Annotated in this window: 24 protein-coding genes; 13 read left to right on the forward strand and 11 right to left on the reverse strand. The window is 29.3% G+C overall.

Translation table 11 applies throughout. The features are described 5' to 3' along the window. The first annotated feature begins 1 nt into the window (after position 1). The 3 genes from SJY27_RS05290 to SJY27_RS05300 all read left to right on the forward strand — a co-directional run bounded on the left by SJY27_RS05290 (position 2) and on the right by SJY27_RS05300 (position 1,690). A complete protein-coding gene (locus SJY27_RS05290) occupies positions 2–598 on the forward strand; it encodes a WbqC family protein (RefSeq protein ID WP_397447220.1) in 597 nt (198 codons plus the stop codon). Positions 599–653: 55 nt separating this feature from the next. Continuing rightward, positions 654–1,229 carry a Crp/Fnr family transcriptional regulator gene (locus tag SJY27_RS05295; protein WP_397447221.1) on the forward strand — a complete coding sequence of 192 codons (576 nt, stop codon included), beginning with the start codon at positions 654–656 and terminating at the stop codon, positions 1,227–1,229. Between the two features lie 155 nt (positions 1,230–1,384). Next, the gene (locus SJY27_RS05300; protein ID WP_397447222.1) at positions 1,385–1,690 is read left to right on the forward strand and encodes a DUF6122 family protein; all 306 of its coding nucleotides are present in this window, start codon (positions 1,385–1,387) and stop codon (positions 1,688–1,690) included. On the opposite strand, the gene SJY27_RS05305 is transcribed toward SJY27_RS05300, so the two are convergent. The 7 genes from SJY27_RS05305 to SJY27_RS05335 all read right to left on the reverse strand — a co-directional run bounded on the left by SJY27_RS05305 (position 1,681) and on the right by SJY27_RS05335 (position 9,899). Beyond that, positions 1,681–3,168: a lipopolysaccharide biosynthesis protein gene (locus tag SJY27_RS05305; RefSeq protein WP_397447223.1), complete on the reverse strand. Its 1,488-nt coding sequence runs from the start codon at positions 3,166–3,168 to the stop codon at positions 1,681–1,683. The genes SJY27_RS05300 and SJY27_RS05305 overlap by 10 nt on opposite strands. Positions 3,169–3,171: 3 nt before the next feature. Continuing rightward, on the reverse strand, positions 3,172–4,434 hold the full coding sequence (locus tag SJY27_RS05310; RefSeq protein WP_397447224.1) for a glycosyltransferase family 4 protein: 1,263 nt from the start codon (positions 4,432–4,434) through the stop codon (positions 3,172–3,174). Next, positions 4,431–5,621, reverse strand: coding sequence for a glycosyltransferase family 4 protein (locus SJY27_RS05315; RefSeq protein ID WP_397447225.1), 1,191 nt, complete (start codon positions 5,619–5,621; stop codon positions 4,431–4,433). The genes SJY27_RS05310 and SJY27_RS05315 overlap by 4 nt, the downstream gene beginning before the upstream one ends. A gap of 3 nt (positions 5,622–5,624) precedes the next feature. After that, complete coding sequence (locus SJY27_RS05320) at positions 5,625–6,143, reverse strand: methyltransferase (protein ID WP_397447226.1); 519 nt, start codon at positions 6,141–6,143, stop codon at positions 5,625–5,627. Beyond that, entirely contained in the window at positions 6,136–8,565 is a 2,430-nt protein-coding gene (locus tag SJY27_RS05325; protein ID WP_397447227.1) for a YfhO family protein, read from the reverse strand. Before SJY27_RS05325 ends, SJY27_RS05320 begins: the two co-directional genes overlap by 8 nt. Positions 8,566–8,671: 106 nt before the next feature. Then, positions 8,672–8,926 (reverse strand): DUF4834 family protein, encoded by a 255-nt coding sequence (locus SJY27_RS05330; RefSeq protein WP_397447228.1) that lies wholly within the window; start codon positions 8,924–8,926, stop codon positions 8,672–8,674. Between the two features lie 94 nt (positions 8,927–9,020). After that, complete coding sequence (locus SJY27_RS05335; protein ID WP_397446959.1) at positions 9,021–9,899, reverse strand: IS982 family transposase; 879 nt, start codon at positions 9,897–9,899, stop codon at positions 9,021–9,023. 178 nt (positions 9,900–10,077) lie between these two features. On the opposite strand from SJY27_RS05335, the gene SJY27_RS05340 reads away from it, so the two are divergent. The 7 genes from SJY27_RS05340 to SJY27_RS05370 all read left to right on the forward strand — a co-directional run bounded on the left by SJY27_RS05340 (position 10,078) and on the right by SJY27_RS05370 (position 16,722). Continuing rightward, positions 10,078–11,097, forward strand: coding sequence for a transporter (locus SJY27_RS05340; RefSeq protein WP_397447229.1), 1,020 nt, complete (start codon positions 10,078–10,080; stop codon positions 11,095–11,097). 19 nt (positions 11,098–11,116) lie between these two features. After that, on the forward strand, positions 11,117–12,238 hold the full coding sequence (locus tag SJY27_RS05345; RefSeq protein ID WP_397447230.1) for a GTP cyclohydrolase: 1,122 nt from the start codon (positions 11,117–11,119) through the stop codon (positions 12,236–12,238). Between the two features lie 72 nt (positions 12,239–12,310). Beyond that, complete coding sequence (locus SJY27_RS05350; protein ID WP_397447231.1) at positions 12,311–13,021, forward strand: 16S rRNA (uracil(1498)-N(3))-methyltransferase; 711 nt, start codon at positions 12,311–12,313, stop codon at positions 13,019–13,021. A gap of 44 nt (positions 13,022–13,065) precedes the next feature. Next, the gene (locus tag SJY27_RS05355; protein WP_397447232.1) at positions 13,066–13,707 is read left to right on the forward strand and encodes a DUF4159 domain-containing protein; all 642 of its coding nucleotides are present in this window, start codon (positions 13,066–13,068) and stop codon (positions 13,705–13,707) included. A gap of 135 nt (positions 13,708–13,842) precedes the next feature. Beyond that, entirely contained in the window at positions 13,843–14,748 is a 906-nt protein-coding gene (locus SJY27_RS05360) for a bile acid:sodium symporter family protein (RefSeq protein ID WP_397447233.1), read from the forward strand. Positions 14,749–14,932: 184 nt separating this feature from the next. Then, a complete protein-coding gene (locus SJY27_RS05365) occupies positions 14,933–15,991 on the forward strand; it encodes a 1-acyl-sn-glycerol-3-phosphate acyltransferase (protein WP_397447234.1) in 1,059 nt (352 codons plus the stop codon). Positions 15,992–16,233: 242 nt separating this feature from the next. Continuing rightward, positions 16,234–16,722 carry a helix-turn-helix domain-containing protein gene (locus tag SJY27_RS05370; protein WP_397447235.1) on the forward strand — a complete coding sequence of 163 codons (489 nt, stop codon included), beginning with the start codon at positions 16,234–16,236 and terminating at the stop codon, positions 16,720–16,722. Positions 16,723–17,051: 329 nt separating this feature from the next. Here SJY27_RS05370 and SJY27_RS05375 read toward each other — a convergent pair whose 3' ends face one another. The 4 genes from SJY27_RS05375 to SJY27_RS05390 all read right to left on the reverse strand — a co-directional run bounded on the left by SJY27_RS05375 (position 17,052) and on the right by SJY27_RS05390 (position 22,509). Then, positions 17,052–19,970 (reverse strand): glycoside hydrolase family 3 N-terminal domain-containing protein, encoded by a 2,919-nt coding sequence (locus tag SJY27_RS05375; RefSeq protein WP_397447236.1) that lies wholly within the window; start codon positions 19,968–19,970, stop codon positions 17,052–17,054. A 206-nt stretch (positions 19,971–20,176) separates the two neighbouring features. Next, the gene (locus SJY27_RS05380) at positions 20,177–20,662 is read right to left on the reverse strand and encodes an ABC transporter ATPase (RefSeq protein ID WP_397447237.1); all 486 of its coding nucleotides are present in this window, start codon (positions 20,660–20,662) and stop codon (positions 20,177–20,179) included. Between the two features lie 100 nt (positions 20,663–20,762). Further along, positions 20,763–21,590 (reverse strand): exonuclease domain-containing protein, encoded by an 828-nt coding sequence (locus SJY27_RS05385; RefSeq protein ID WP_397447238.1) that lies wholly within the window; start codon positions 21,588–21,590, stop codon positions 20,763–20,765. Between the two features lie 64 nt (positions 21,591–21,654). Beyond that, complete coding sequence (locus SJY27_RS05390) at positions 21,655–22,509, reverse strand: PPK2 family polyphosphate kinase (RefSeq protein ID WP_397447239.1); 855 nt, start codon at positions 22,507–22,509, stop codon at positions 21,655–21,657. Between the two features lie 212 nt (positions 22,510–22,721). Here SJY27_RS05390 and SJY27_RS05395 point away from each other — a divergent pair, with 212 nt between their 5' ends. From SJY27_RS05395 to SJY27_RS05405, 3 genes are read left to right on the forward strand one after another with little or no spacing between them, the layout of a single operon-like run. After that, complete coding sequence (locus SJY27_RS05395; RefSeq protein WP_397447240.1) at positions 22,722–22,883, forward strand: hypothetical protein; 162 nt, start codon at positions 22,722–22,724, stop codon at positions 22,881–22,883. Next, positions 22,880–23,653 (forward strand): SGNH/GDSL hydrolase family protein, encoded by a 774-nt coding sequence (locus tag SJY27_RS05400; RefSeq protein ID WP_397447241.1) that lies wholly within the window; start codon positions 22,880–22,882, stop codon positions 23,651–23,653. The genes SJY27_RS05395 and SJY27_RS05400 overlap by 4 nt, the downstream gene beginning before the upstream one ends. Continuing rightward, positions 23,650–24,150, forward strand: coding sequence for a cupin domain-containing protein (locus tag SJY27_RS05405; protein WP_397447242.1), 501 nt, complete (start codon positions 23,650–23,652; stop codon positions 24,148–24,150). Before SJY27_RS05400 ends, SJY27_RS05405 begins: the two co-directional genes overlap by 4 nt. Positions 24,151–24,192: the final 42 nt, after the last annotated feature.

Here is a 24,192-nt window from a genome sequence, read left to right on the forward strand (position 1 = left end):
TATGTCATTATTTATACCAACGTACTTTTCTCCTATTTCTCAATATACAGAGATCGTAAAAGCAGACGAAATTATTTTTGAAATAGAAGATAATTTCCAAAAACAAAGTTATAGAAACCGATGTTACATTTATAATAGTAATGGTAAACAGTTGCTAAGTATACCTGTAAAACATCCTATAAAAAACGGTAGAAAAGCAACAAAAGACACATTAGTTGAAAACAATGTTACTTGGCAAGATCAGCACTTTAAATCTTTACAAGTTGCTTATAGAACATCGCCTTTTTTTGATTTTTTAGAAGATGATATTGCACCTATTTTTAATAAAAAATACAAATATTTGTTAGATGTAAACATAGATGCACATCTCTTTGTAATGGATACGTTACAATTAAACTTACATTTTGATAAAACTACCAGCTATCAACCTGAAAATATTAAAAATGATTTTAGAGTTTTGGCGGATAGAAAATATCAACCTAAAAAACAGTTTGATAACTATACACAAATGTTTGATGACAAGCATGGCTTTATCCCTAATTTATCTATTTTAGACCTTTTGTTTATGGAAGGACCAAATGCAGTAAGTTTCTTATAATATTTTTTGAATATTCAATATTTTTTGCTATCCTGTAGTAAATACAATAACAAAAATGTTTTCACTTCAACAATTTACTAATAAGTTCAAAGATTTACCAGCAAAAAGTCTAGATGCTTTCGTCAATTTGGCTACTGAAGAAACATTTAAAAAAAATGACTTTTTTATAAAAGAAGGCGAAGTGGGTAAAGATTTTTACATTGTTAAATCTGGTATTGTACGTTCGTTTTATGCTGATGAAAAAGGTAAAGAGCACACAAGAACCATTTTTACAGCAGGCAAAACCACTGGTGCTTTAAGTTCTTTAGTATCTGGAATGCCAAGTATATTAACTTACGAGTGCCTAACCGATTGTACAGTATATAAAATTGTATATCAAGATTTTATGGCACTTACACTAAAAGACCATCATATTTTAAGGTTTTACAACCAAATGTTAGAAAAAGTCTTTTTGCTTTTAGAAGCTAGAATTTATGAATTGGCTGTTTTAAATGCTACAGAACGTTATTTAAAATTAAAAAAAGAGATTCCACAGATAGAAACGCTTATTCCTCAATACCATATTGCGTCTTATCTAAATATTTCTGCAGTACAATTAAGTAGAATTCGCAAAGAAATTTACTCGAAGTAACTTATATCATAAAAAATAGTTTAATTAATTAACATATGTTAATTATACCTTTAAAATATTTATATATTTTTGAATTAATCAATTAAGAGCCCCCCAGTTATTTTATAACTTTTTAATTGTTTAAAAAGACTTATTTTTACAATAAGTCTTTTTTTATGCTAAAATTCACGATTCATTATTCACTGCATTTTGTTGCACCTCTTTTTATTGCCTTTTTCTTTTTTAGAAAGCATTGGAAAAAAGTATACCTTATTTTTATATGTGCAATGTTTATAGATTTAGATCATCTCTTGGCAAATCCTATTTTTGATAAAAATAGATGTAGCATTAACTTTCATCCACTACATTCTTATATTGCTATAGGTGTGTATTGCTTTGGATTAGTTTTTAAAAAGACAAGAATTATTGCTTTTGCCCTGCTCTTTCATATCTTAACAGATTGGATAGATTGTTATTTATAAAGTTTTTTGAACAGTATATTAATGTCTTTAGAAATATGAAGCTTGATTATTATAAAAAGATAAATAGGTACAATTATGATACTTTTTAGAATAATATTTATAATTGGATGAATTGGAAATTTGTATAAATAAATATCTTTTATTGGAAAATCCCAAAAACTAAACAAGAGATATAAACTTGCTATAACCATAAACATTACAAAGGTTTTATTTGTAAAGGGTGTAATTGAAAACTTACTTTTTACAAATATAAGTTTAAATGTATTTGCTGCAAAAATAACAATTAACGTTGCCAGGGCCAAACCATCTGTACCCATATCTAACGTATAATAAAACAATTTATTTAAAAAATATACAGAAAAAGCCATTGCTAAACTTAATGGCAATACAATTTTGTAAAACTTAGAATTGTTTATAATAGCACCATTATTACCCAAAAAGCCATTGTACATTTTTAATAAAGATATCATAAAAACAACTAAAGCACCACCTGCATATTCTTTAGGTAAAAGACTAAATAATTGATTGATATTCACATTAATTAAAATAAAGAAAAAACCACTAATCAGCAATAAATTAATTGAACTCTTTTTATATAAAGAACCTACTTCTTTTAAATTATCTTCATTTAAAGTTTTAGAAGTTAAGGGCTGCAAAATATTTAACATAGCTCTACTAGGTGCTTCAATAAAAGACCCTATAAAAACTGCAACTGAATAATAAGCTGCTTTTTCTAAAGATTCTTTGCCAGGTATCATAAACTTATCGATATCTAAAATTATTGCACCTGCACTACCTGCTAAGATTATGTATAAAGAAAAACGTAAAATTTCATTAAAATTATCGGGTTTAGAAAGTGTAAATTTCGGAAAATAGAGTGTAAATGCATAAGCCATCATTACAAACATTCTTAAAAAATAAGCACCTGTTAAATAGTAAATAAATTCTGCTTTTGTAATCCATTCAAAATAAACCGCAAAAAGTAAAATCATTACTACTACCCTATTCCAAAGTTCTTTTAAAATATTACCAAAAACCGATTGAAACTGTACTTTTGCCCAAGCATAAAATACCTCGAAATAAGCACAAGTAAAGGCTACTAAATAAATAACAAAGGTATAATTTTTAATAATTGGGTTTTCTTCAGATAAATAATTACTAATTTCTTCGTAAAACAAATTCCCTAAAAACCCCATGGGTACTGCTACCAATAAAGGTAAAAACAATACAGAAGTTAAAAACTTATCTTTCTCTATTTTAGTAAAATAACTAGAGAAAAATTTTACAATAGTATGATGTATTCCTAAGGCAATTAAAGGCATTAAAATATTAGAAGTTGCCAATAAATAGGTAACCAAACCATAATATTCATCTTCTAAAAAACGAGTATATAAAAACAAGGTATTTATACCACCAATAGCAAAACCCAAATATATAAAAAGTGTGTTTTTAAAAGATTGTTTTAATACGATTCCCATTCGTTATGTCAAACTTTTTATAATAGTTGATAATTTTCTAGTCAATTCTTTTCTGTGAAATTGGGCAATATTTTTAGACTCAAATCTTCGCATTCCTGCTTTATAATCTTTGTATAAACCAATAATTTCTAATTTTAATTTCTTTGGATTATCAAACCCAATTACAACTCCAGAATTTGTGGCGCTTAATATTTTTGATAAATCTCCTTGCTCGGGTCCTAAAGCTAATATAGGTCTTTTTGCAGTTAAATATTCAAAAAGTTTACCTGTTAAGATACCTTCTGATTTTTTTACATTTGGTATTAACAATAACAAAACCTGTGCTTTTTTCTGAAATTCAATTGCTTTTTGGTGTGTAACATAGCCCTTAAACTCAGTATTACCATTTAAATTGTGCAACTCAATTTCTTTTTTTACTTCCACTGAAATATCACCTATAAAATTCAATTGCAAGTCCTTTTTAAAATCAGCATCTTTTTCACAAAGTTCTTGTAACACTTTAAATAAGATGATAGGATTGCTTTGTTTTGGTAATAAACCAATGTAAGAAATGGTGAATTTTGTATCTAATTCCCGATTTTCAATTGATAATACCTCATCATCAAATCCGTTTGTAATAACTTCAACTCTTTTTGATGTTTTGGCAAATTCTTTTTGTAATGTATTACTTACCGTTAAAATACAATCTGCATTTTTTAAAACCGAATTTTCTAGTTTCTTATTCCTATTTTTTGCAAAACGCATTTGCTTAAAAGCATTATTGTAATACAAATCTGCCCAAGGATCTCTAAAATCTGCAATCCATTTTAGTTTATTTTGTTGTTGTAATTTTTGGGCAATTAAATGCATACTGTGTGGAGGCCCTGTAGATATTACAACATCTATTGTATTGGTTTTTAAAAAATTATTCAAAAATTTAACCGAAGATTTTACCCAAAATATTTTAGGATCTGGAATAAAAAAATTACCTCTAATAAATGATAACAAACCATTATTGGTCGTATTAGAAATATCTTTTTTTTGGTGTGTTCTCTTTTTCCAAAACATGATATCTGTAGGTTCCCAAATGGGTTGTTTTAATACTTCAATTCCTTTTGGCACTTCATTAAGTAACGTTCTATCTTCCTTAGGATAATTGGCATCGCTAACTGTATAAACTACTGGCTCTATATCAAAACTTTGTAAATATTTTACAAATTTCAACCAACGTTGCACCCCAGAACCACCTGCAGGAGGCCAATAATATGTTATGATGAGTACTTTCAATTTAAAAGATTATTGTATACATCAATCAATTTCTTAGATGTGTGTTCCCATAAAAATTGATTTTTCACAAACGATTCTCCATTGTTTCCTAATTCTGTTCGTAAAACTTTATTACCATATAAACTTAGCACTTTTCTAGAAAAATCTTCTACATCTTCAGCCCTATGTACTAAACCTGTTTTATGATTTTCAACAATGTTTTTTTGAGCAATTGCATCGCTCACTAATAAGGGTTTACCAAAACTCATGTATTGAAAAATTTTATTGGCATATGTAGTATCGTGATGTAAATTTCTGTGTAATGGTGATATACAAATAGCACTCGATAAAATATACGAACTAAAAAACTTAGGGTCTTTCCAACCTAAAAAATCGACATAATTGTTGATTTCTAAATCATCAACCATTTTTTTTAAAATAGTGTCTGTAGAGTTTTTACCAACAATTACAAGCTTTATATTAGCAATAGTGTTACGCAATATTTTTACAGATTGTATTGCAGTTTGTACCCCTCTTCTTAAACCTGTATCACCTATATACAATAACATAAAATTGCTTTTATATTCGTTTTTTATTTCTGGTAAAATGGTTTTATTTTCAAAAAAAGTTTTCCTTACGGTATTGGGTAATGCAATTACTTTATTAGGATGGATTGCAACTCGGTTTAAAATTTCTTGTTTCGCTTCTTGTGTTACTACAATAACTTTATCTGCTTTTTTTATAAATTTTTCTTCTTTTTGTTTCCATTTTTTTGGAGCAATTATAAACTTGCCTGGAAACTTAGCCAAATGCGGATAAAACTGCATTATTTCTGGTCTATTTTCATGTAAATCTAAAACTACAGGCAGGTTTGTTTGTTTATTTGCTTTAAAAACGGCATCTGCAATACGCATATCATGAATATGAATGGCATCTACTTTTTGAACTCTTATAAAGTTTTTTACTTTTTTTTCCATCAAAAAAGTATAAAAGGGAATTGTATAAGCTAAAGCTGATAGTTTATATTCTAATTTATTTGATGAATATCTTTTTACTTGAATTCCGTTTATAATTTCTGATTGCTTTTCATTAGCATACTTTAAACAAAAAAGAATAACAGTATGACCTGCATTAATTAAAGAAATTGCTTCATTTTCAACCCTAGGATCAGGAGGAAAAGTCTCATCTAAAATCATTCCTATTTTCATAACCTATTTTCTTTGGGCGTAAACAAAATAGTATCTAGGAGTGTACTTTCTTAAAATGGGTCTAAAGCCAATTTTATGGGTAGGACTTGTCCATTTTTCTGTTTCTTTTATTTCCCATCCAGATTTTTCTAACAACCAATCAAACTGCCAATCTTCAAATTCATGATAATGCCTATCCCATAAATCTGTTTTGCTTCTATACGCTTTTGCAAACCATAATTTTAAAGGAACAGTGGCAACTATTTTTGTAGATTCTATAGCCCTTAACACATTAAAAGGTGCAATTAAATGTTCAAAAATTTCAAAAGCTGTAACAGCATCTACCTTGTGTTTCTTAACAATTTCTGGCAACACATCTAAATCTTCTCCTTCTGTATTGATAACAATGTAGCCATTTGCTTCCATAATTTCTGAAAAAGGATTTCTAACTCCTAAATCTAAAATTGTAGCAGGGCTTGGAACATTCTTTTTTAAAAATGCTAAGGTTAAACGATACCTTCTGTGTGGCGTTTTTTTATACATTTTTCTTCAATTTTCTTTTCTCTTTTTCATCATAAAAAACCCAACCTATAGCAACTAATAGTAAAACTGCATAAGAACTTAAAGCAATATAGCTACCTGTTTGAATGACTTTAGGCTCAAATTTAAAAACAATTTCGTGTTCACCTGCAGGAATTCTCAATCCACGTAAAACATAATTTACTCTAAAATGTGGTGCTAATTTGTCATCTATATAAGCATTCCATCCATCTCTATAATAAATTTCTGAAAATACTGCGAATTGTTCTTTTTGTGTTTTAGATTGATAATTTAATGTAGTTACATCATAATTTAATAATTTAATAGTAGCAGTAGAATCTTTTTGAAAAATAAAGTTAGCATTTTCTGATAATTTACTTTTATCTAAAACAGCCGTAGTTTTTGTATTCAAAGAATCGAGCGCTTGTATTTCTTTATTTGCAGAATTCACCAATTTTACACGGTCTACAAACCAAGCATTTCCATTGGCATCTGGATTCAATTGTGCTTGTTTTGCACCATTTTTATCAGGTACAATAAAATACTTTGTATTTAACATGTTTAAAACTTGCATGTTATTTTTTGCTATTTGATAGTCAAACAACTCACTATACCTTCCCATCTTTGCAGCATGATACCCTCCTATAGATTGATGAAAATACGAAGTAGCACCATCTTGCATAGGATCTGTTGTAAAATTACCTACTCTAAAATGACTTTTATCTTTTAAAATTTGTTTATCTGCTTCAGACACAATAAAAGGTTTTTCTACTCTTCTAGATGATTTAAAATCTGCCTCACTCACGTATTTTTTATCTACAGAAATTAAATCAAACAATAATAAAACACCTAAACCAATTATGGCAATTGGTTTTTTTATTTTTTGGTTTAAAAACATCCATAAAACTGCGCCAGACACAATTACCAATACTAAAGAACGTAAAGTATCCATAAGCAACATCGATTTTCTATCTGCAATAACAGCATCTAATAAACCAGGTAAATCGTTATAATTTGCATCTCGTATACCTTCAAAAGTTGAAAAACTATGTGCCAACAAAAATCCTACAATAATTAAGCCTCCAAAACTAAAAACGGAATTTTGCAAAGCTTTAAGTTTCTTTTGCTGAGCAATATCTGAATTAAAAAATGCTTTTAGTGCTAAAACTCCTAAAATTGGCACACATAATTCTGCAATAACCTGAATAGATGAAACAGCCCTAAATTTATTGTACAAAGGAATGTAATCAATAAAAAAGTTAGTTAATCCTTCAAAATTTCGTCCCCAACTTAGTACTATTGAAAACACTGTAGCTGCTACTAACCATTGCTTTAGTTTACCTTTTACCAAGAAAATCCCTAAGAAAAATAAAAAGAAAATTACAGCACCTATATAAGCAGGTGCCTCAATTATGGGTTGATCTCCCCAATATGTAAGTACTTGTTTAGAATAATCGTCTGCCACTTTTTTACCAGCTCTTTTTTCTATCAATTGATAAAAATTTGAGTTTTCATTGAGTTCTTCTGTGGTACCACCTCCCATAAATCGTGGTACAAACAAATTAAAGGTTTCTAATTTTGCATAACTATACTGAGTTATGTATGCTTTATCTAAACCTTTTGTGGCTTTTTTTTCAGTTCCATCTGGATTGATAGTCAATTCAGATTTGCCTCTTGTACTAAAATCTGCATACTCTTTCATGGCCATTAAACGAGGTGCATTTGCTCCAATACCCAAAATTACTGCAGCCATTATAACTGCTGCTTGCTTTAAAAACTTAGTAAGTGTTTGTTTTTTTATGGCATTAATAAACTCAACAATTCCTAAAATCAACAGGCAGAAACCCAAATAATAGGTCATTTGAATATGGTTTGTGTAAATTTCTAGAGCCATAGCTACACCAGTTACTATAAAACCTAATACATATTTACGCTGAAAAACCCACAAAACTCCTGCTAAAACTAAAGGCATATATGCTATTGCGTGTGCTTTGGCATTATGCCCAGGAATAAAAATTATGATTAAATATGTAGAGAAGCCAAATGATAGTGCTCCTAAAATGGCCAATCTCCATGATACTTTAAGTGCCATCATCAACACAAAAAAACTTAAAAAATACAAAAATGTATAATCTGCTGGTCTTGGTAAAAAACGAAAAGTTCTATCTAAAGTTCTTACAAAATCGTATGGATAATAAGCACTTATTTGATAGGCTGGCATGCCACTAAAAGAAGCGCCTGTCCAATAAGGCTCTTTGTTTTTATCAATTCTATAATCTTTAATTTCCTTAGCCATGCCAGTAAACTGTGTTATATCAGATTGGACAATTTTCTGTCCTTTTAAAACAGGATGAAAATACAGAACTGCTGCAACTATAAAAACAAAAACTGCAATGGTGTAGGGAAATATTTTTTTAAGTTTCAAATGGTAAATAAATTAAATTTATAAAATTAGCATTGTTTAAAATGCAAAACGAGTTAAGTTTAAATTGTAAGTAATTGAGCTGCCTATTTTAAAGAAATCGAAACTATTAATCTACCTCTTCAAAATCAATATATTCGCCAACAGAAGAGTTACTTTGCTGTTGTTTTCTTGGGGTTTTATCTATAATTGTTTCCCCTTCTTTTACAGTACTCTTAGTTTGCTGACCTCTAAACTGTTGTTCCGCTTTTTTTTGTACTGTGTCTGCCACTTTTTTCATTAAAAAAGGCGCCAATAATTTCGCTAAAAATTTAAAAGCATAGTAAAACAATAATATGTAAACTAGAATTTTTAATAAACCCATTTTATATTGTATTAATAATTATCAAAAATAACAATTTGTCAACAATTGCAGCGTTAACAAACTATAAAACTTTAATAAAGACTCGTTGTGCATTTTAAATAATGCTAATTTTAAGATTATTAATGTTTCTATCAAAGATAAATTTATTGATAAACTGTATTACAGTTAAAGCAGTTATCTTAGATAGTATTCTAGTTTTGAACCCATCAAAAGATTTTGCATAATTTCTTCTGATCATAAATTGGTCACAAAGTTGAGAGAATAAAGTTTCTATTCTCTTTCTTTTTTTCCTAAAAACATAAGGTTGTTTTCTATAGTTTTTTTGATTTTTCCTCATAGGAGTATTCAGTGTTATTTTACAGGTTTCAAATAAATTTAGTTGAATTTCCGACGACAAATACCCTTTGTCTGCTAGTAATGTACAATCTTTAATTTGCGTTTGAATATCTTTCAAATAATGAATATCGTGAACAGATGCAGGACTTAAATCAAAGCTTTGAAAAACGCCACTTACCGAGCAAACAGCGTGTAACTTATACCCATAGTACCTTGAATTTTGAGAAGCACAATACCCTTTATCAGGAAAACTATAAATCGATTCTTTACATATTTTAGAACGGCTACTTCTTGATAATTTACAAATCTCTAAAGGCATACTGTCTATAATAAAGTAGTCTTCAAATTCATTAAAATAAGAAGCTAATTTTAAACGAATAGTATCCATATGATTTGATAAATTTCTTTTTCTCCTGTTGTAAACACTACGTTCTATTTTCACAGAAATTGATATGGGAAGTTTTCTAAACAAATCATTCTCACTATCAATTCCCATAAACTCAGATGTTAATGCTAAGCTTATTAACTCTAAATCACTCATTTTTGGCTTACGCCTTTGGTAACTTAATAGTTGTTCTTTTGATATTTTTCTTAAAACTTCCAATATTCTTTCGTAATTTGCAGTTAAGTTGTTCATTATAAATGTTTTGTAGCAAAAAACAAATTACTGATTATCAGTAAGATGAACAACTTTTTTTTCTTAAATCATAATGCACAACGAGTAATAAAGGTAAAAAAGTATGCAATTCTTTTAAAAACAGCATTTTTATGCTATGTTTGTTAAGCAAATTAATTTAAAAATAAAATTATTTTTTATGATGAATAATTCTATTCAGAAATTCTTCACAATCGTATTTCTTTTCGGGTTTTCATCTATTTACGGTCAATATACAGAGGTAATTAACTCTAACAAACCCGGTTTTTCTGAAAGCCCTTATAGTGTTGGTACTGGAGTATATCAATTAGAAACCAATATTTTTTTAAGGGATACAAGAATAGACCCTACTTTTTCTAGACCTCAATCTTTAGGATTTGATTTGCTATTTAGAACGAGTTTTTTTTTAGAAAAGTTAGAATTAAACGTACAGGTAACACAACAAAAAGACAAAGTAGCTTTTAAAAATATTTTTACTTCACATTATTATGAAAGTAATTTAAGCAGACTTACAATTGGTGCTAAATATTTGCTTTTTCAACCTAAATATAAAGATAAAAGTAAAGAAATTAGAAGCTGGAAAAAAAGATTTGCTTTTGATAAAAGGAGGTTAATACCTTCTGTAGCAATTTATGCTGGTGCAAATACAGATTATGTAGGTGATTTTTACAAAACAGGTAATATTTCTCCTAAAGTAGGCTTGCTACTACAACATAATTTAACCAATAAATTTAATATAATTACTAATGTTTTTTATGATAAAATAGGAACTGATTTCTCAGAAATATCATACATAATAACAGGAACTTATAATTTTAGCAACAGGTGGTCTACTTTTATAGAAAACCAAATGCAATTTCAAGAGTTTCAAAACAACATAAATTTTGGAACAGGTTTGGCATTTTTATATAACAACAATTTGCAACTCAATGCCTCTGGTAGAATATTAAGTGAAGGCACAACCCCTGGGTATTATGCTGGTTTTGGTGTTTCTTACAGAATTAATAAACATAAAGACTCTTTTAAAGAATTGGATGAAAATGGTAGAGCTGTAATTGAAACCCCTATTTCTAAATACAATAAAAAACAAAAAGGCTTTTTTAGTAGACTTTTTAGTATTTTTACCAAAAAGAACAAAAGAAGAAACACTAGAAGCCATTCTAGAAAAAAAAAGGAATAATTAAAACCCCCAAATAATTATGATAACCTTAAAAGAAGCAAAAACTAAAAGAGATATAAAACGCTTTGTTTTATTCCCTTTCTCACTTTACAGAAAAAACAAATATTGGGTTCCGCCAATAATTAAAGATGAAATTGCAAATTTCGATATCAAAAAAAATCCTGTTTTTAAAAATGCAGACGCTCGTTTTTTTTTAGCTTACAAAGGTAAAAAAGTTGTAGGAAGAGTTGTAGCAATTATAAATTGGTACGAAGTAAATAAGCAACAAATTAAAAAAATGCGCTTTGGTTGGTTTGATATCATAGATGATATTGAAGTCTCTAAAGTACTTTTAGATAAGGTAAATGAAATAGGAAAAGCTAACAATTTAGAATATATAGAAGGCCCTGTTGGTTTCAATAACTTAGATAAAACAGGAGTTTTAATAGACGGTTTTGAACAAATGGGTACAATGATAACTTGGTACAATCATCCCTATTATAAAGATCACCTTGAGCAATTAGGTTATGTAAAAGAAAAAGAATATCTAGAAAATAAATTTAAATTTAAAAATGTAGATGCTGTGTATTACAATAGAATGAGCAATATTGTAAAAAGACGATACAAACTAACAGCATTAGACTTTAAAAAAACCAAAGATATTATGCCTTATGTTGATGAGATGTTTGAAGTATTTAGCGCTTCTTACTCTAAACTATCAACATACGTACCCGTTTCAGAAGATCAAATTGATTATTTTAAACGTAAATATATTTCATTCATAAACCCAGAATATATAAAATTTGTAATGGATGAAAATAAGAAATTAGTAGCTTTTGCTATAGTAATGCCTTCTTTTTCTAGAGCCTTACAAAGAGCAAGAGGTAAACTTTTTCCATTAGGAATTTTACGTTTGTTAAAGGCTAAAAAAATGGCCAAAGACGTTACTTTTTATTTGATTGGTGTGCATCCAGATTATCAAAATAAAGGAGTAACTGCAATTATTTTTGACCAATACACCACAACTTTCAGTAAAAAAAGGATCATAAATTGTATCAGAACTCCTGAATTAGAAGACAACGAATCTATAAAAAAGATTTGGGATGATTTTAATCCTGTTACGCATAAAAGAAGAAGAACGTATCGTAAAAACATTCAATAAAACACTTTGTTTTTGGCTACAATAAAATATTTTGAAACCCAGAAACTTACAACGTTGAAAATAATATAAACAATGCAGCTTTTTTATAATTCTGATATTGATATAAACACCACTCAAATTACTTTTGATAAAACCGAGAGCAGGCATATTGTTAGGGTTTTAAGGAAAACAGAAGATGATATTCTAAAAATAACAAACGGAAAAGGGTTTTTGTTTGATGCAAAAATTACCATTGCAAGTGATAAAAAATGCATTGCAGACATTATTTATTCAGAAGAAAAACCAAAACCGTGGAATTATCATTTACACATAGCTATTGCACCAACCAAAAATAATGACAGAATGGAGTGGTTTTTAGAAAAAGCCACAGAAATAGGTATTGATGAAATTACACCTATCATTTGTCAGAATTCAGAAAGACGAGTTGTAAAAACTGAACGATTTGAGAAAATTATTCAATCTGCAATGAAACAATCTTTAAAATTTACATTACCAAAATTAAATACTCCAATCAAGTTTAATGAATTTATCAATCAAGAATTTGAAGGAAAAGTTTGTATAGCGCATTGCGAGGATGGCGAACATAAAAATCTCTTAAAAGAAATTGTAAATCCGTCAGAACAAACAACAATTCTTATTGGTCCTGAAGGTGATTTTTCTTTGGATGAGATTAAAAAAGCATTGGATAAAAAGTATATTCCTATTTCTTTAGGAGAAAGCAGATTGCGTACGGAAACTGCTGGTTTGGTTGCTGTACATTCCGTTTCTTTTATTAATCAGTAAAATCATTTTTTACTATCTTGCTGTCAATTAATCAATAGCAATATATGAAGTCGATTTTTACGATACTTTTTCTTTTCACTTCTCTTTTCATAAACGCCCAAGATGTTGCCATTTTAAAATACAATGGTGGTGGAGATTGGTATGCAAACCCAACTGCAATTCCGAATTTGGTTGAGTTTACCAATCAAAATATAAAAACAAATATTTCTAAAAACCCACAAACTGTAGCTGTAAATAGTGAAGATATTTACAATTTTCCAATACTTTTTATGACAGGTCATGGAAACGTCTATTTTTCTGATGAAGAAGTTACAAACCTAAAAAACTATTTAATTTCTGGCGGATTTTTGCATATTTCCGACAATTATGGTCTAGATAAATTTATTCGAAGAGAATTGAAAAAAGTGTTTCCAAAATTAGAGTTTCAAGAAATACCAAGCAATCATCCTATTTACAATCAAACGTTTAAATTCCCAAACGGAATTCCGAAAATTCACGAGCATGATAAAAAAACAGCGCAAGGTTTTGGTCTTTTTTATGAAGGAAGGTTAATTGTTTTTTACGATTATGAAACCGATTTAAGTGATGGTTGGGAAGATCAAATTATACATAACAACCCAAAAAAAGTAAGAGAAAAAGCACTAAAAATGGGCGCTAATATTATTGAGTATGCGTTTAGAAATTAGAGGTTCGTTTGTTCGAGCCCAATCTAGAACAAATTTTAAAAAAAATCTTTAGACCGCGCTCAAGATGACATTAATAAAATCTTAAACTCAAAACCACAAACCAAAAACCAAAAACTAAAAACCATAAACAACCTTATGCAAAACCAAATAGACATAGATACCATAAAAATAAATTTCGATGCTAGTGGTTTATGGGTTTTAAATATTGCCATTGCCATTATTATGTTTGGTGTAGCATTGGCTATTACTGTTGATGATTTTAAAAGATTGTTTAAAAACCCAAAAATAGTTTTTGTTGGGGTTTTATCGCAATTTTTTCTATTACCAGCATTTACTTTTTTAGCCATTTTATTGATAAAACCTCACCCAAGTTTTGCATTAGGAATGATGATGATTGCAGCTTGCCCAGGTGGAAATGTATCTAACTTTTTTAGTAAAATGGCTGGTGGCAATGCTGCGCTTTCTGTAAGTTTAACTGCTTTTGCTACCTTAATTTGTATTTTTATGACGCCTTTTAATTTAAATTTTTGGGGCAGTTTATATGAGCCTACTAACGAAATTTTAAAAACGGTAGAACTCAATTGGGTTGATTTACTAAAACTTGTCGCTTTAATTTTAGGGATTCCATTAATTCTTGGAATGCTCATTAAACATTATCATTCAGAAATGGCAGGTAAAATTGAAAAAGTGTTGAAACCTTTATCTATGTTAGTGTTTATTGCCTTAATATTTATTGCTTTTTCACAAAATTTAGATGTTTTTGTAAATCATATTCATCATGTTTTAGCATTAGTAATTTTTCATAATATTTTTGCCTTTATTTTAGGTTTTTATACGGCCAAAAGTTTTGGCTTAAACAAACAAGATACTAAAACCATTGCCATGGAAACTGGTATACAAAATGGTGGTTTAGGTTTATTACTAATTTTTGGTTTTTTTGATGGTTTAGGCGGAATGGCACTTTTAGCTGCCTTTTGGGGTGTTTGGGATGTGTTTTCTGGAATGGCTCTAGCTACTTTTTGGGGCAGAAAGAAAAGTTGATATGTATTGTTAAATTAGGGATCTTAAAAAAACAAATCAACTTTTTAAAAAATAAGACTGCATTGGGGGAAATCTTAAAAGTTTATATTTTCAATATTTTTATACCTTAAAATTAGTCAATTATTAATGTATAGAATATGACATTTATCAGGTTTAATAATTTATAGTAATATGTTAATTTATAATGAAGTTTCTAAAAAAAGTTTGGTACCAGATTGTAAAATTTTTTCTTAAAATCAGTTTAAATTTTTACGCTAAAAAAATAATGATTCATGGCCGAGAAAACATCCCTAAAAAAGGAGCTATTTTGTTCGCCATTAATCACCCAAATGCATTAATGGACCCTTTATTTGCAACCTCATTTAATCCGAGAGAAAATCATTTTTTGGTTAGAGCAGATGTGTTTCAAAAACCATTAATTAAAAAAGCTTTAGCGTCATTAAACTTAATGCCAATATACAGAATTAGAGATGGCAGAAGTCAACTTTCTAACAACGAAGAAATTTTTAATAAATGCTTCAATATTTTAAAAAAAGAAGAAACCTTAATTATTTTTCCACAAGGTGGACATTCTAGAGACAGAAATATAAAACCCCTAAGCAAAGGTTTTACAAGAATTGTTTTTGGCGCTTTAGAGCAAAATCCTGATATAAATATTACCATAATTCCTGTAGGTGTTACCTATCAAAACTCATCTAATTACCCAAGTAAAGTGTGTGTACAATTTGGTAAAGGCATTGATTCTAGAAAAGTTTTTACCGAAAACCAAAAACCAAAAGCCATTAACCTACTAAAGAACGAAGTAAGCAATCAATTAAAAAAATTGACAGTACATATACCTGATGATGAAAATTACGAAACTATTTTAAACGCCTTAAACAATGCAAATGTAGATTTTACTGATGTTGATACCGTGAATAAAATGATTACAGAAAACAACTTTCCTAAACCTACTAAAAAACGAATCAATTTTTTACAGCCTTTGTTTTATATTATTTTATTAAATAGTTTTTTTCCATTTTTGATTTGGAAAAAAATGTCGAAAAACATTGATGAAATTGAGTTTATAGATACCATGAAATTTGCTATAAATGCAATTACTTTTCCAATTTTTTATCTGCTACAAGCATTAATACTTTCTTTTTTCTTTGGATGGAAAATTGCAGCAATCTATTGGTTAAGCTCATTTTTAATTGTTTTTTTGTATACTAAGTTCTCTCCTTCCAATACTGAAAAGGTTTAATTAAAAAGGAGGTTTTTCTTATTGACATTTCAAAATAAAAAACCGAACTTCGCTAACTCTGGATATAACGAATTAAAACTCGGCATATCCGAAAAGAGTTATGGCCAAGTAAAAAACTGCACGTTCAAATTGAATATCAACAAGATAGGCTAAAAGTCGGGTTAATGTCGGGAAAAATACAGAAGGAAATTATTTTTGATTATTAAACAAATTGTATTCTTGTAATAGATTTTAATAATAAAATGAAACAACCAGAATTAGGAAAAAAAATAATAGAACTTCGGAAGAAAAAAGGACTAACTCAAGAGGAACTTGTTGAAAAATGCAATATAAATGTAAGAACATTACAAAGAATCGAATCTGGAGAAGTTAATCCTAGAAGTTTTACAATTAAAATCATTTTCGAAACACTCGATTATAATATAAACAATGAATCATTGACTGAAAAGCAACGACTACAGAAATTTATAGAAAATTCAATTGGAAAATTTAATAATCAAATTCAAAATAAAAATCTAATGAAAAATTCAAAAAACTTCTTTCATAACTATTTCTTAGCAATTGGCATAATTTGGTTCTTTTGTGCATTATCAATTGTGATATTCAAACTTAATTTTCAGACTAAAGAAATATTATTAACAATAATTATCCCTCTTGCTTTTTCGATTTTCAAAAAGTTTACTCAAAGTAATTCTTCTGAATTAATTGATAATAAAATGGAAGAAAATTAAAACCTGGCCATAACACCGTGTATAATTAATTGCTAGGTTTTAGCCAATTTACGAAAGTCCTCGCGGACTTTCTTGGTCGGTTTTTATTTACTAAATTAGTTGCTTAAACCACGCAACTAACCATATACAACAACGTTAGCGAAAGGCAAATAAAATCTTGATTTATTACTTTATAATCCTAAAAGCCAGCAAACAAGTCTAGCCCAGATTGAACGACCTGTTTGAGCTCTTTTTTAAGCTTTTTCAGCTTAAAAAAAGCGAGTAGTGAAAGCTGGAAATAGCTTCAAAAAAATAATACTGAGATACTAAAACAAGTGCTGTGCTAAAAACTAATCTAAAACTGCATCTTGTATAATTTGCTGGATTTTAGTTCTAATATTTTCTTTTACCAAACCTCTATTTTCCATTGTAGGGTAGGTTCTATTAGATAAAAAAACATACACAATTTCACTTTTTGGATCTGCCCAAGCATACGTACCTGTAAAACCAGAATGACCAAAACTTTCGTCGGAAACACAACCACAAGTGGCCTCAACATCAGGATCTAGCTGTGGCTTATCAAAACCTAAACCTCTTCTCACATTTTTATCTTGGTAGTAGCGTTTGTTAAATTTATCAACCGTTTCTGAATTTAAATAACGTCTGCCTCCATAAAACCCTTTCTGTAAATACATTTGCATTACTTTAGCTACATCATTTGCATTGGCAAACAAACCTGCATGACCTGCTACACCACCTAACATTGCAGCCCCCATATCATGTACATTTCCTTGAAGTATTTGATGCCTAAAATAGTCGTCTTTTTCTGAAGGCACAATTACAGATTTATCGAATTTTTTAAGCGGTAAATACGTCATTCTATCAGCCCCTAAAGAGCTATAAAATTTTTGCTCTGTTAATTTATCTAAGCTATTTCCGTATTTTTTTTCTAAAGCTTCTTTAAACAAGTAATATCCTAAATCGCTATACTTATACCCTTCGTTTTGTCTTTGGTCTACGTCTCGTATGTATTTGTAAATACTGTCTTTGTACGATTTTCTTATGTACAAATCTTCAGCAACTTTTACACTAAATCTTCCTATCTTTTTCTGTCTATAAAATTTCGATGAATTTTTACGAGTAATACTATCTTGTGTTTTTAAGTAAAAAGGAATCCATGCTGGTAATTTACCATAATGAGATAGTATTTCTTTCACAGAAAGCTCTGCTTTGTTGGTGTTTTCGAAACTTGGTAATATTTCTTTTACATGGGTAGTTAATGTAATTTTCTGCTCTTCTTCTGCCTTCATAATTAAAGGTAAAGACGCTAAAATTTTAGTTAATGAAGCTAAATCATAAATATCAGAATTTTTAACGGGTATTTTTTTTTCTGAGGTGTGGTATCCAAAACTTTTTTGATACACTACTTTTCCTTTTCTAGCTACCAATACTTGAAAACCGGGCGCCATTTTTTCTTCTAATATGGTTTTAGAAATGGTATCTATCAAAGCTAACCTTGTAGATGACATTTTGGCTGCTTCTGGTATGGTATATTCTAATCTACTTAAACTATAGGTATCAATTCCTGAGCCTACTTTAAAATCATCTCTAATAGAAACTGGTAATTTACCTTTGGCTTTTACAGCACCAAAAATAATTTCTGCAGAAATTTCTTGAGATAATTTACTATTTTGATACGAAACCAAAATCGTTTCTATATTGGTAAAACTTTTAATCTGTAACAGACTATAAGGACTCGTAAATACATCTAAAACCACCTTATGGTTTCTTGCTATTTCTTGCAACCAAACCAACTCTTTTTGGCTAAACTTATAACTTTTCCATGGATGATTATTCGACTTATGAAAACCAATAATCACCTGATTGTAGGGCTTTAGTTTTTTTAATAAACCATCTAGGTTTTCGTCAGAGACTTCATCTACCTTGGTATAATTTTTAAGCATTTTTAAAAAATAACTACCAGAATCGTCTCCTAATTTTACATAGGCTACGTTTTGATAATCTAAATTAGCAAGAGGTAAGTTCTGTTTTTGATCTTTAATTAAAGTGATAGCGTTTTTTACCAATTCACGATGCAATAACTCGTCTTCAACCGTATTTAAATCTTCTTGTAAATTTTCTAAAACTACTGGTTTATAATGGTGTAAACCCATCCAATATTTTGCCTTTAAAATTTTACGAACCGAAAAATCCAAACGTTCTTCAGACAATGTTTTTAATAAAATGGCTTGCTTTATCAAACGCACACTTGCTGGCACATCTTGTGGAATTAGCAACAAATCATTACCTGCTTGTATGGCTGCCAAATCTATTTCTGCTGATGTTGCATAATTAGAAGCGCCTTTCATGTTTAAGCCATCCGTAATTATCAAACCGTTAAAACCGAGTTCTTTTTGTAACAAATTGGTCACTACATTTTTTGATAATGAAGTTGGCAAATTGGTGTTCTGCTCTAAACTTGGTATGTTTAAATGCGCAGTCATTACACTACCCATACTAGCGTCAAACACTTTTCTATAAGGATACAGTTCTACGGAATCTAAACGCGCTTTATCAAAATCTAATAAAGGCAAAGTGTGATGAGAATCTGAAGCAGTATCTCCATGACCTGGAAAATGTTTTGCATTTGCCATAACTCCATATTTTTGTAATCCTTGCGTAAATGCAATCGCTTTTTGGGTTACATTTTCTTTACTTTCACCAAAAGAACGATTCCCAATAATTGGGTTATCTGGATTCACATTCACATCAACCACAGGTGCAAAATTAATGTGGATTCCCAAACGTTTACAGTGTTTGCCTAAATGCTCGCCAAACTGTTTTACTAAAGAATCGTTTTGTATGGCACCCAAAGTCATATTCCAAGGAAATTTGTAGGTGTTTTTCAAACGCATATCTAAACCCCATTCTCCATCAAAACCAATCATTAAAGGCAGTTTAGAAATGGCTTGATACTTATTATTTAATATGGCTTGTTTTTCAGGTGTTCCTTGCATAAAAATTAAATTCCCAACATGATATTTTGTAATCATTTCAGTAATAAAATCTTCGTGTTTTTGGTCAAGATTAGAATATGCTTGTACCATAAACAACTGCCCTATTTTTTCATCAATAGACATGTTGGTTAAAATACTATCTACCCAAATTTCTTGTGCTTCAAAATCTTTGGTAAGTAAAGGATCTATAGTTTGTGCATTTATTTTAGAAACAAAAGCTACAAATAAGAAAATTAATATGTTGTACTTCATTTAAATTCTGTCTAGTTTATTTGGGCGTTTTAACAGGCTTTCCATTATATCTTTTTTATGCTGAATTTATTTCAGCATCTACATTCTTAATAGGCTATTGTATCGCTCAGAAAAAATATTGAATAATTGACGAGCATAAAAAAGGATGCCATTTCAATCCTTAACGCAGGCTAATTTAATAAGGGCTATTCTTTTTAAATCAATTGTTATACCAAAAAGCGTTTGTGCCAACTTTGTTTTGCGGGTACTTCCCAATTATTTTCAAAATCTTGTTTGGTATTTACCATATTGTTAAAAACAATGGTTTCTGGAGTTATTTTTTGCGCTTTTGCAAATTTTTGAAAGTCGGACAACTTTACCAAATTTATATGTTGCTCATCTTTAAAAGTAACATTCATTTTGTTCATCAAATCGATGTTGAATTGCTGTTCTAACTCTTGCACAAAACGCACAGAACTATCTATAGAACAGCCTGAAACGTTGTTAAAACTTTCGTCTACGGCTAAGACCAAAAACTGATTGTATTTAATGGTAAATGATCCTTTTAAATCGTCTCCATGACGTGTCCAAGAATTGATAAATTCTTCTGCCTTTTCTGAAATCAGTTCGATTTCTTGTTTTGTAAACTCTCTATCTGATTGATAAATCCAAACTCGAGAATTGTTGGGTAAATTTTTATATTGTGTAAACATATTTTTTAAATCTTTAGATTCTCCGATTGTTAGACTTTTAGATAGTTAGATTATTCAACTTTTCTAATAAACCTATAATCTAAGCATCTAAAAATCTCTTTTATCTTAAATTAAACTTTTGCTGTAAAGCTTGTAATTTTTCGGCATCTGTCATTGTGTTTTTTGGTTTAGACATTCGCTCTTTTATTTCTTTCAAAACTTTTTTGGTATATAATGGAAAATCTGCATTCTGAATCCAATTATGATATCCAGGATTCTCTTTTAATACTTCTTCAACTGTTCTTCCTTTGTATTTCCCAAAAGAAAAAATTTCTTGGTCATCTTCATTCATCAAAATAAAACCTGCAAAATCAGCTCGTTTTCCATGAGTTGAAAATTCACTTAATTCATCAACTGAATTTCCAATATCATCATATTTAGCCACTTGTGCCAACAATATTTCGTAAGTTGCATTAGTATCAGCTTCTGCTCCATGTGCTCCTTCCAATTCTTTGCCACAATAAAATTGATAACCAGCTCCTAATGTTCGTTGTTCTTTTTTGTGAAAAATAACCTGAACATCAATGGCTTTTCTGTTTTTCATATCAAAATCAATTCCTGCACGCATTAATTCTTCTGCTAATAAAGGAATATCAAATCGATTGGAATTAAAACCAGCCAAATCACAACCAGCAATCATCTCATTTACTTTAGGTGCCAATTCCTTAAAAGTAGGTTCTGTAACTACCTTTTCATTGGTAATTCCGTGAACGTCTGTAGCACCTTGTGGAATTTCTATTTCTGGGTTTACCAACCATGTTTTACTTTCTTTATTTCCGTTCGGAAAAACTTTTAAAATAGAAATTTCTACAATTCTATCATTTCCAATATTTACACCAGTCGTTTCTAAATCAAAAAATACGATGGGTTTTGTTAATTTAAGGTTCAAAGTTTAAAATTTAAGGTTAAGTTCAAGTTTGAATATTGAATTCAAAATTTTGAACATTTTTAATCTATTCTTTATGCAATTGTGCTTTAAAGTCGTCTATTTGTGCTAATAATTTTGGAGCTAATGTGGGCGCTACAAAATTATATTTCTCTAATTCTTCTAATAATATTTTAGCAAAGATAAGCCTTGCAGTTGGTTTATCATCAGCAGGAATTACAAACCATGGTGCATTTTCTTTAGATGTTTTGTTTAAAACCTCTTCGTAACAAAACATATATTTATCCCAAAGTTTGCGCTCTTTTAAATCGCCATCTGAGAATTTCCAGTTTTTTTCAGGCAGATTTAGCCTTCTTAGTAATCTATTTTTTTGTTCGTCTTTAGATAAGTTTAAGTAAAATTTCAAAATAATAGTCCCATTTTTCGCCAAATGATTTTCAAAATCATTAATTCGCTTCATTCTATCATGATAAAAGGCATCATCTAAATCGTCTAAACTGTTAACTTCAGGAATATTTTCAGCATAAATATAATTGGGGTGTACTCTTGTCACTAAAACATTTTCATAATGTGTTCTGTTAAAAATGCCCATTTTACCTTTTGGTGGTAAAGCAATATAATGCCTCCACATAAAATCGTGTTTCAACTCTAGTGCTGTAGGCACTTTAAAACTGTGTACTTCTACTCCACTTGCGTTTACATCTTTAAACACTTCTCTTATCAAGCTATCTTTACCAGAGGTATCCATACCTTGCAAGCAAATTAGCATACCATATTTGCCTTCTGCATACATTGCATTTTGCAAATCACTAATTTTTTTTCTGATTTTTTTTAGTGCTTTTTTGGCATCATCTTCTACTTCTTTTGTAAAAAAATCAGATAGTTTTATTTGAGATGTTACTTTATATTTGGCTAAATTCATTGAGATGATAATTAAAGTTTAAAGATAGAAAAAACGTTGGTTTATGTAGGTATTTTATTAATTTATCGACAAGTTAAAACTAATTTAGACACAAAATAAGGAAGTCAATAAACATACGTAAAACAACCATTTTACAATATCAACTTGATTTTTAGTTAAAAAAAAACGTACTTAGCCTATAGAAATTGGTAATTAGTTATAAAATTAATAAAATGCCTAAAAAAGGAAAAGCAAAAAACACCGTTAATAAAGCGAAACATACCAAGTTGATGAATCGAAAAATCAACAAGGTAAAACTCGAAAAACAACGCAATAAAGAGCGTTTAAAGGCGATTATTAAAAAAGCTAACGACCAAAAAAACAACGCATCTTGAGTTTTAAATATTACTTAGGTGCAATTATTGCTGTGCCTTTATTGCCTATTTTATATTTTCAAGGAAAGAAAATAAGAAGAGAAGTTCCTAAACTTCCTGAAGCTAAAAATCCACAGGGATATATTAAAACCTCATCAGAAAAAACACTTAAGATTTTAGCGATTGGTGAAAGTACTATAGCTGGAGTTGGTGTAGATTTTCATGAAAACGGATTTATTGGCGCTCTTGCACATGAAATTTCATCAAAAAAAAATATTTCTATTTTATGGAAAGTATATGCCAAAAGTGGGTACACAGCTAAATTAGTTCGTAAGAGAATTATTCCTAAAATCGAAGAATCTAATGCTGATATTGTTGTAGTTGGTTTAGGTGGTAATGATGCGTTTACCTTAAACTCTCCAGATCTTTGGATATATCAAATTAATTTATTGATAAAAACTTTAAAAAGAAAGTTTCCAAAAACGCCTATTTACTTTACAAATATGCCTCCAATTAAAGAGTTTCCAGCATTTACAAAAACTATAAAATTTGTAATTGGTAACTTGGTAGAAATTTTCGGCACAAGATTACATAAAAGAGTGCACAAAAAAAGTAATGTTTTTTATAATAACGAAGTGATTACATTACAAACTTGGCAAGAAAAATATAATCTAGAGGGTGATGCTACTATTTTTTTTAGTGATGGTGTACATCCTTCTAAAATTACTTATCAAACCTGGGGAAAAGATATGGCACAATTTATTATGAATACTAAAATTTTAAACGAATGAATGCACAAGAATTAATCGGTTTTTTTGATTTAAAAGCACATCCTGAAGGAGGATTTTTTAAAGAAACCTACAGAAGTAAAGGCGAAATTTTAGAGCAAAATTTAGCAGAATATTTTGAAGGAAATAGAAATTATTGCACCAGTATTTATTTTTTATTAACCTCCGAAAAATGTTCTGCTTTTCATAAAATCAATCAAGACGAAATTTGGCATTTCTATGATGGCACAGCCTTAAAATTACATGTTATTTCTCCTTTAGGCGAGTATACAAATGTTTTGATTGGTAATGATTTTACAAATGGTGAAATTCCACAATACACAGTCCCTGCACATCATTATTTTGCAGCAGAAGTCATTCAACAAGACTCCTTTTCTTTTGTGGGTTGTACAGTTGCTCCTGGTTTCGATTTTAAAGATTTTGTATTGCCAAATCGTGCAACTTTAATCTCTGAATTTCCAAAACACAGAGATATTATTACACGTCTAACGCATCAATAGGCTTATAAAATTCTTATTTATTTTTGTTGTAAACAATAGCAA

Origin of the sequence: Polaribacter sp. R77954, from assembly GCF_044595335.1 — a bacterium.
Taxonomy (GTDB): domain Bacteria; phylum Bacteroidota; class Bacteroidia; order Flavobacteriales; family Flavobacteriaceae; genus Polaribacter.

Bases quoted from the DNA above. Each gene is read 5' to 3' on its own strand.
- SJY27_RS05290 (WP_397447220.1), top strand. From the start codon at position 2: ATGTCATTATTTATACCAACGTACTTTTCTCCTATTTCTCAATATACA.
- SJY27_RS05295 (WP_397447221.1), top strand. From the start codon at position 654: ATGTTTTCACTTCAACAATTTACTAATAAGTTCAAAGATTTACCAGCA.
- SJY27_RS05300 (WP_397447222.1), top strand. From the start codon at position 1,385: ATGCTAAAATTCACGATTCATTATTCACTGCATTTTGTTGCACCTCTT.
- SJY27_RS05305 (WP_397447223.1), bottom strand. From the start codon at position 3,168: ATGGGAATCGTATTAAAACAATCTTTTAAAAACACACTTTTTATATAT.
- SJY27_RS05315 (WP_397447225.1), bottom strand. From the start codon at position 5,621: ATGAAAATAGGAATGATTTTAGATGAGACTTTTCCTCCTGATCCTAGG.
- SJY27_RS05320 (WP_397447226.1), bottom strand. From the start codon at position 6,143: ATGTATAAAAAAACGCCACACAGAAGGTATCGTTTAACCTTAGCATTT.
- SJY27_RS05330 (WP_397447228.1), bottom strand. From the start codon at position 8,926: ATGGGTTTATTAAAAATTCTAGTTTACATATTATTGTTTTACTATGCT.
- SJY27_RS05335 (WP_397446959.1), bottom strand. From the start codon at position 9,899: ATGAACAACTTAACTGCAAATTACGAAAGAATATTGGAAGTTTTAAGA.
- SJY27_RS05340 (WP_397447229.1), top strand. From the start codon at position 10,078: ATGATGAATAATTCTATTCAGAAATTCTTCACAATCGTATTTCTTTTC.
- SJY27_RS05345 (WP_397447230.1), top strand. From the start codon at position 11,117: ATGATAACCTTAAAAGAAGCAAAAACTAAAAGAGATATAAAACGCTTT.
- SJY27_RS05350 (WP_397447231.1), top strand. From the start codon at position 12,311: ATGCAGCTTTTTTATAATTCTGATATTGATATAAACACCACTCAAATT.
- SJY27_RS05355 (WP_397447232.1), top strand. From the start codon at position 13,066: ATGAAGTCGATTTTTACGATACTTTTTCTTTTCACTTCTCTTTTCATA.
- SJY27_RS05360 (WP_397447233.1), top strand. From the start codon at position 13,843: ATGCAAAACCAAATAGACATAGATACCATAAAAATAAATTTCGATGCT.
- SJY27_RS05365 (WP_397447234.1), top strand. From the start codon at position 14,933: ATGAAGTTTCTAAAAAAAGTTTGGTACCAGATTGTAAAATTTTTTCTT.
- SJY27_RS05370 (WP_397447235.1), top strand. From the start codon at position 16,234: ATGAAACAACCAGAATTAGGAAAAAAAATAATAGAACTTCGGAAGAAA.
- SJY27_RS05375 (WP_397447236.1), bottom strand. From the start codon at position 19,970: ATGAAGTACAACATATTAATTTTCTTATTTGTAGCTTTTGTTTCTAAA.
- SJY27_RS05380 (WP_397447237.1), bottom strand. From the start codon at position 20,662: ATGTTTACACAATATAAAAATTTACCCAACAATTCTCGAGTTTGGATT.
- SJY27_RS05390 (WP_397447239.1), bottom strand. From the start codon at position 22,509: ATGAATTTAGCCAAATATAAAGTAACATCTCAAATAAAACTATCTGAT.
- SJY27_RS05395 (WP_397447240.1), top strand. From the start codon at position 22,722: ATGCCTAAAAAAGGAAAAGCAAAAAACACCGTTAATAAAGCGAAACAT.
- SJY27_RS05405 (WP_397447242.1), top strand. From the start codon at position 23,650: ATGAATGCACAAGAATTAATCGGTTTTTTTGATTTAAAAGCACATCCT.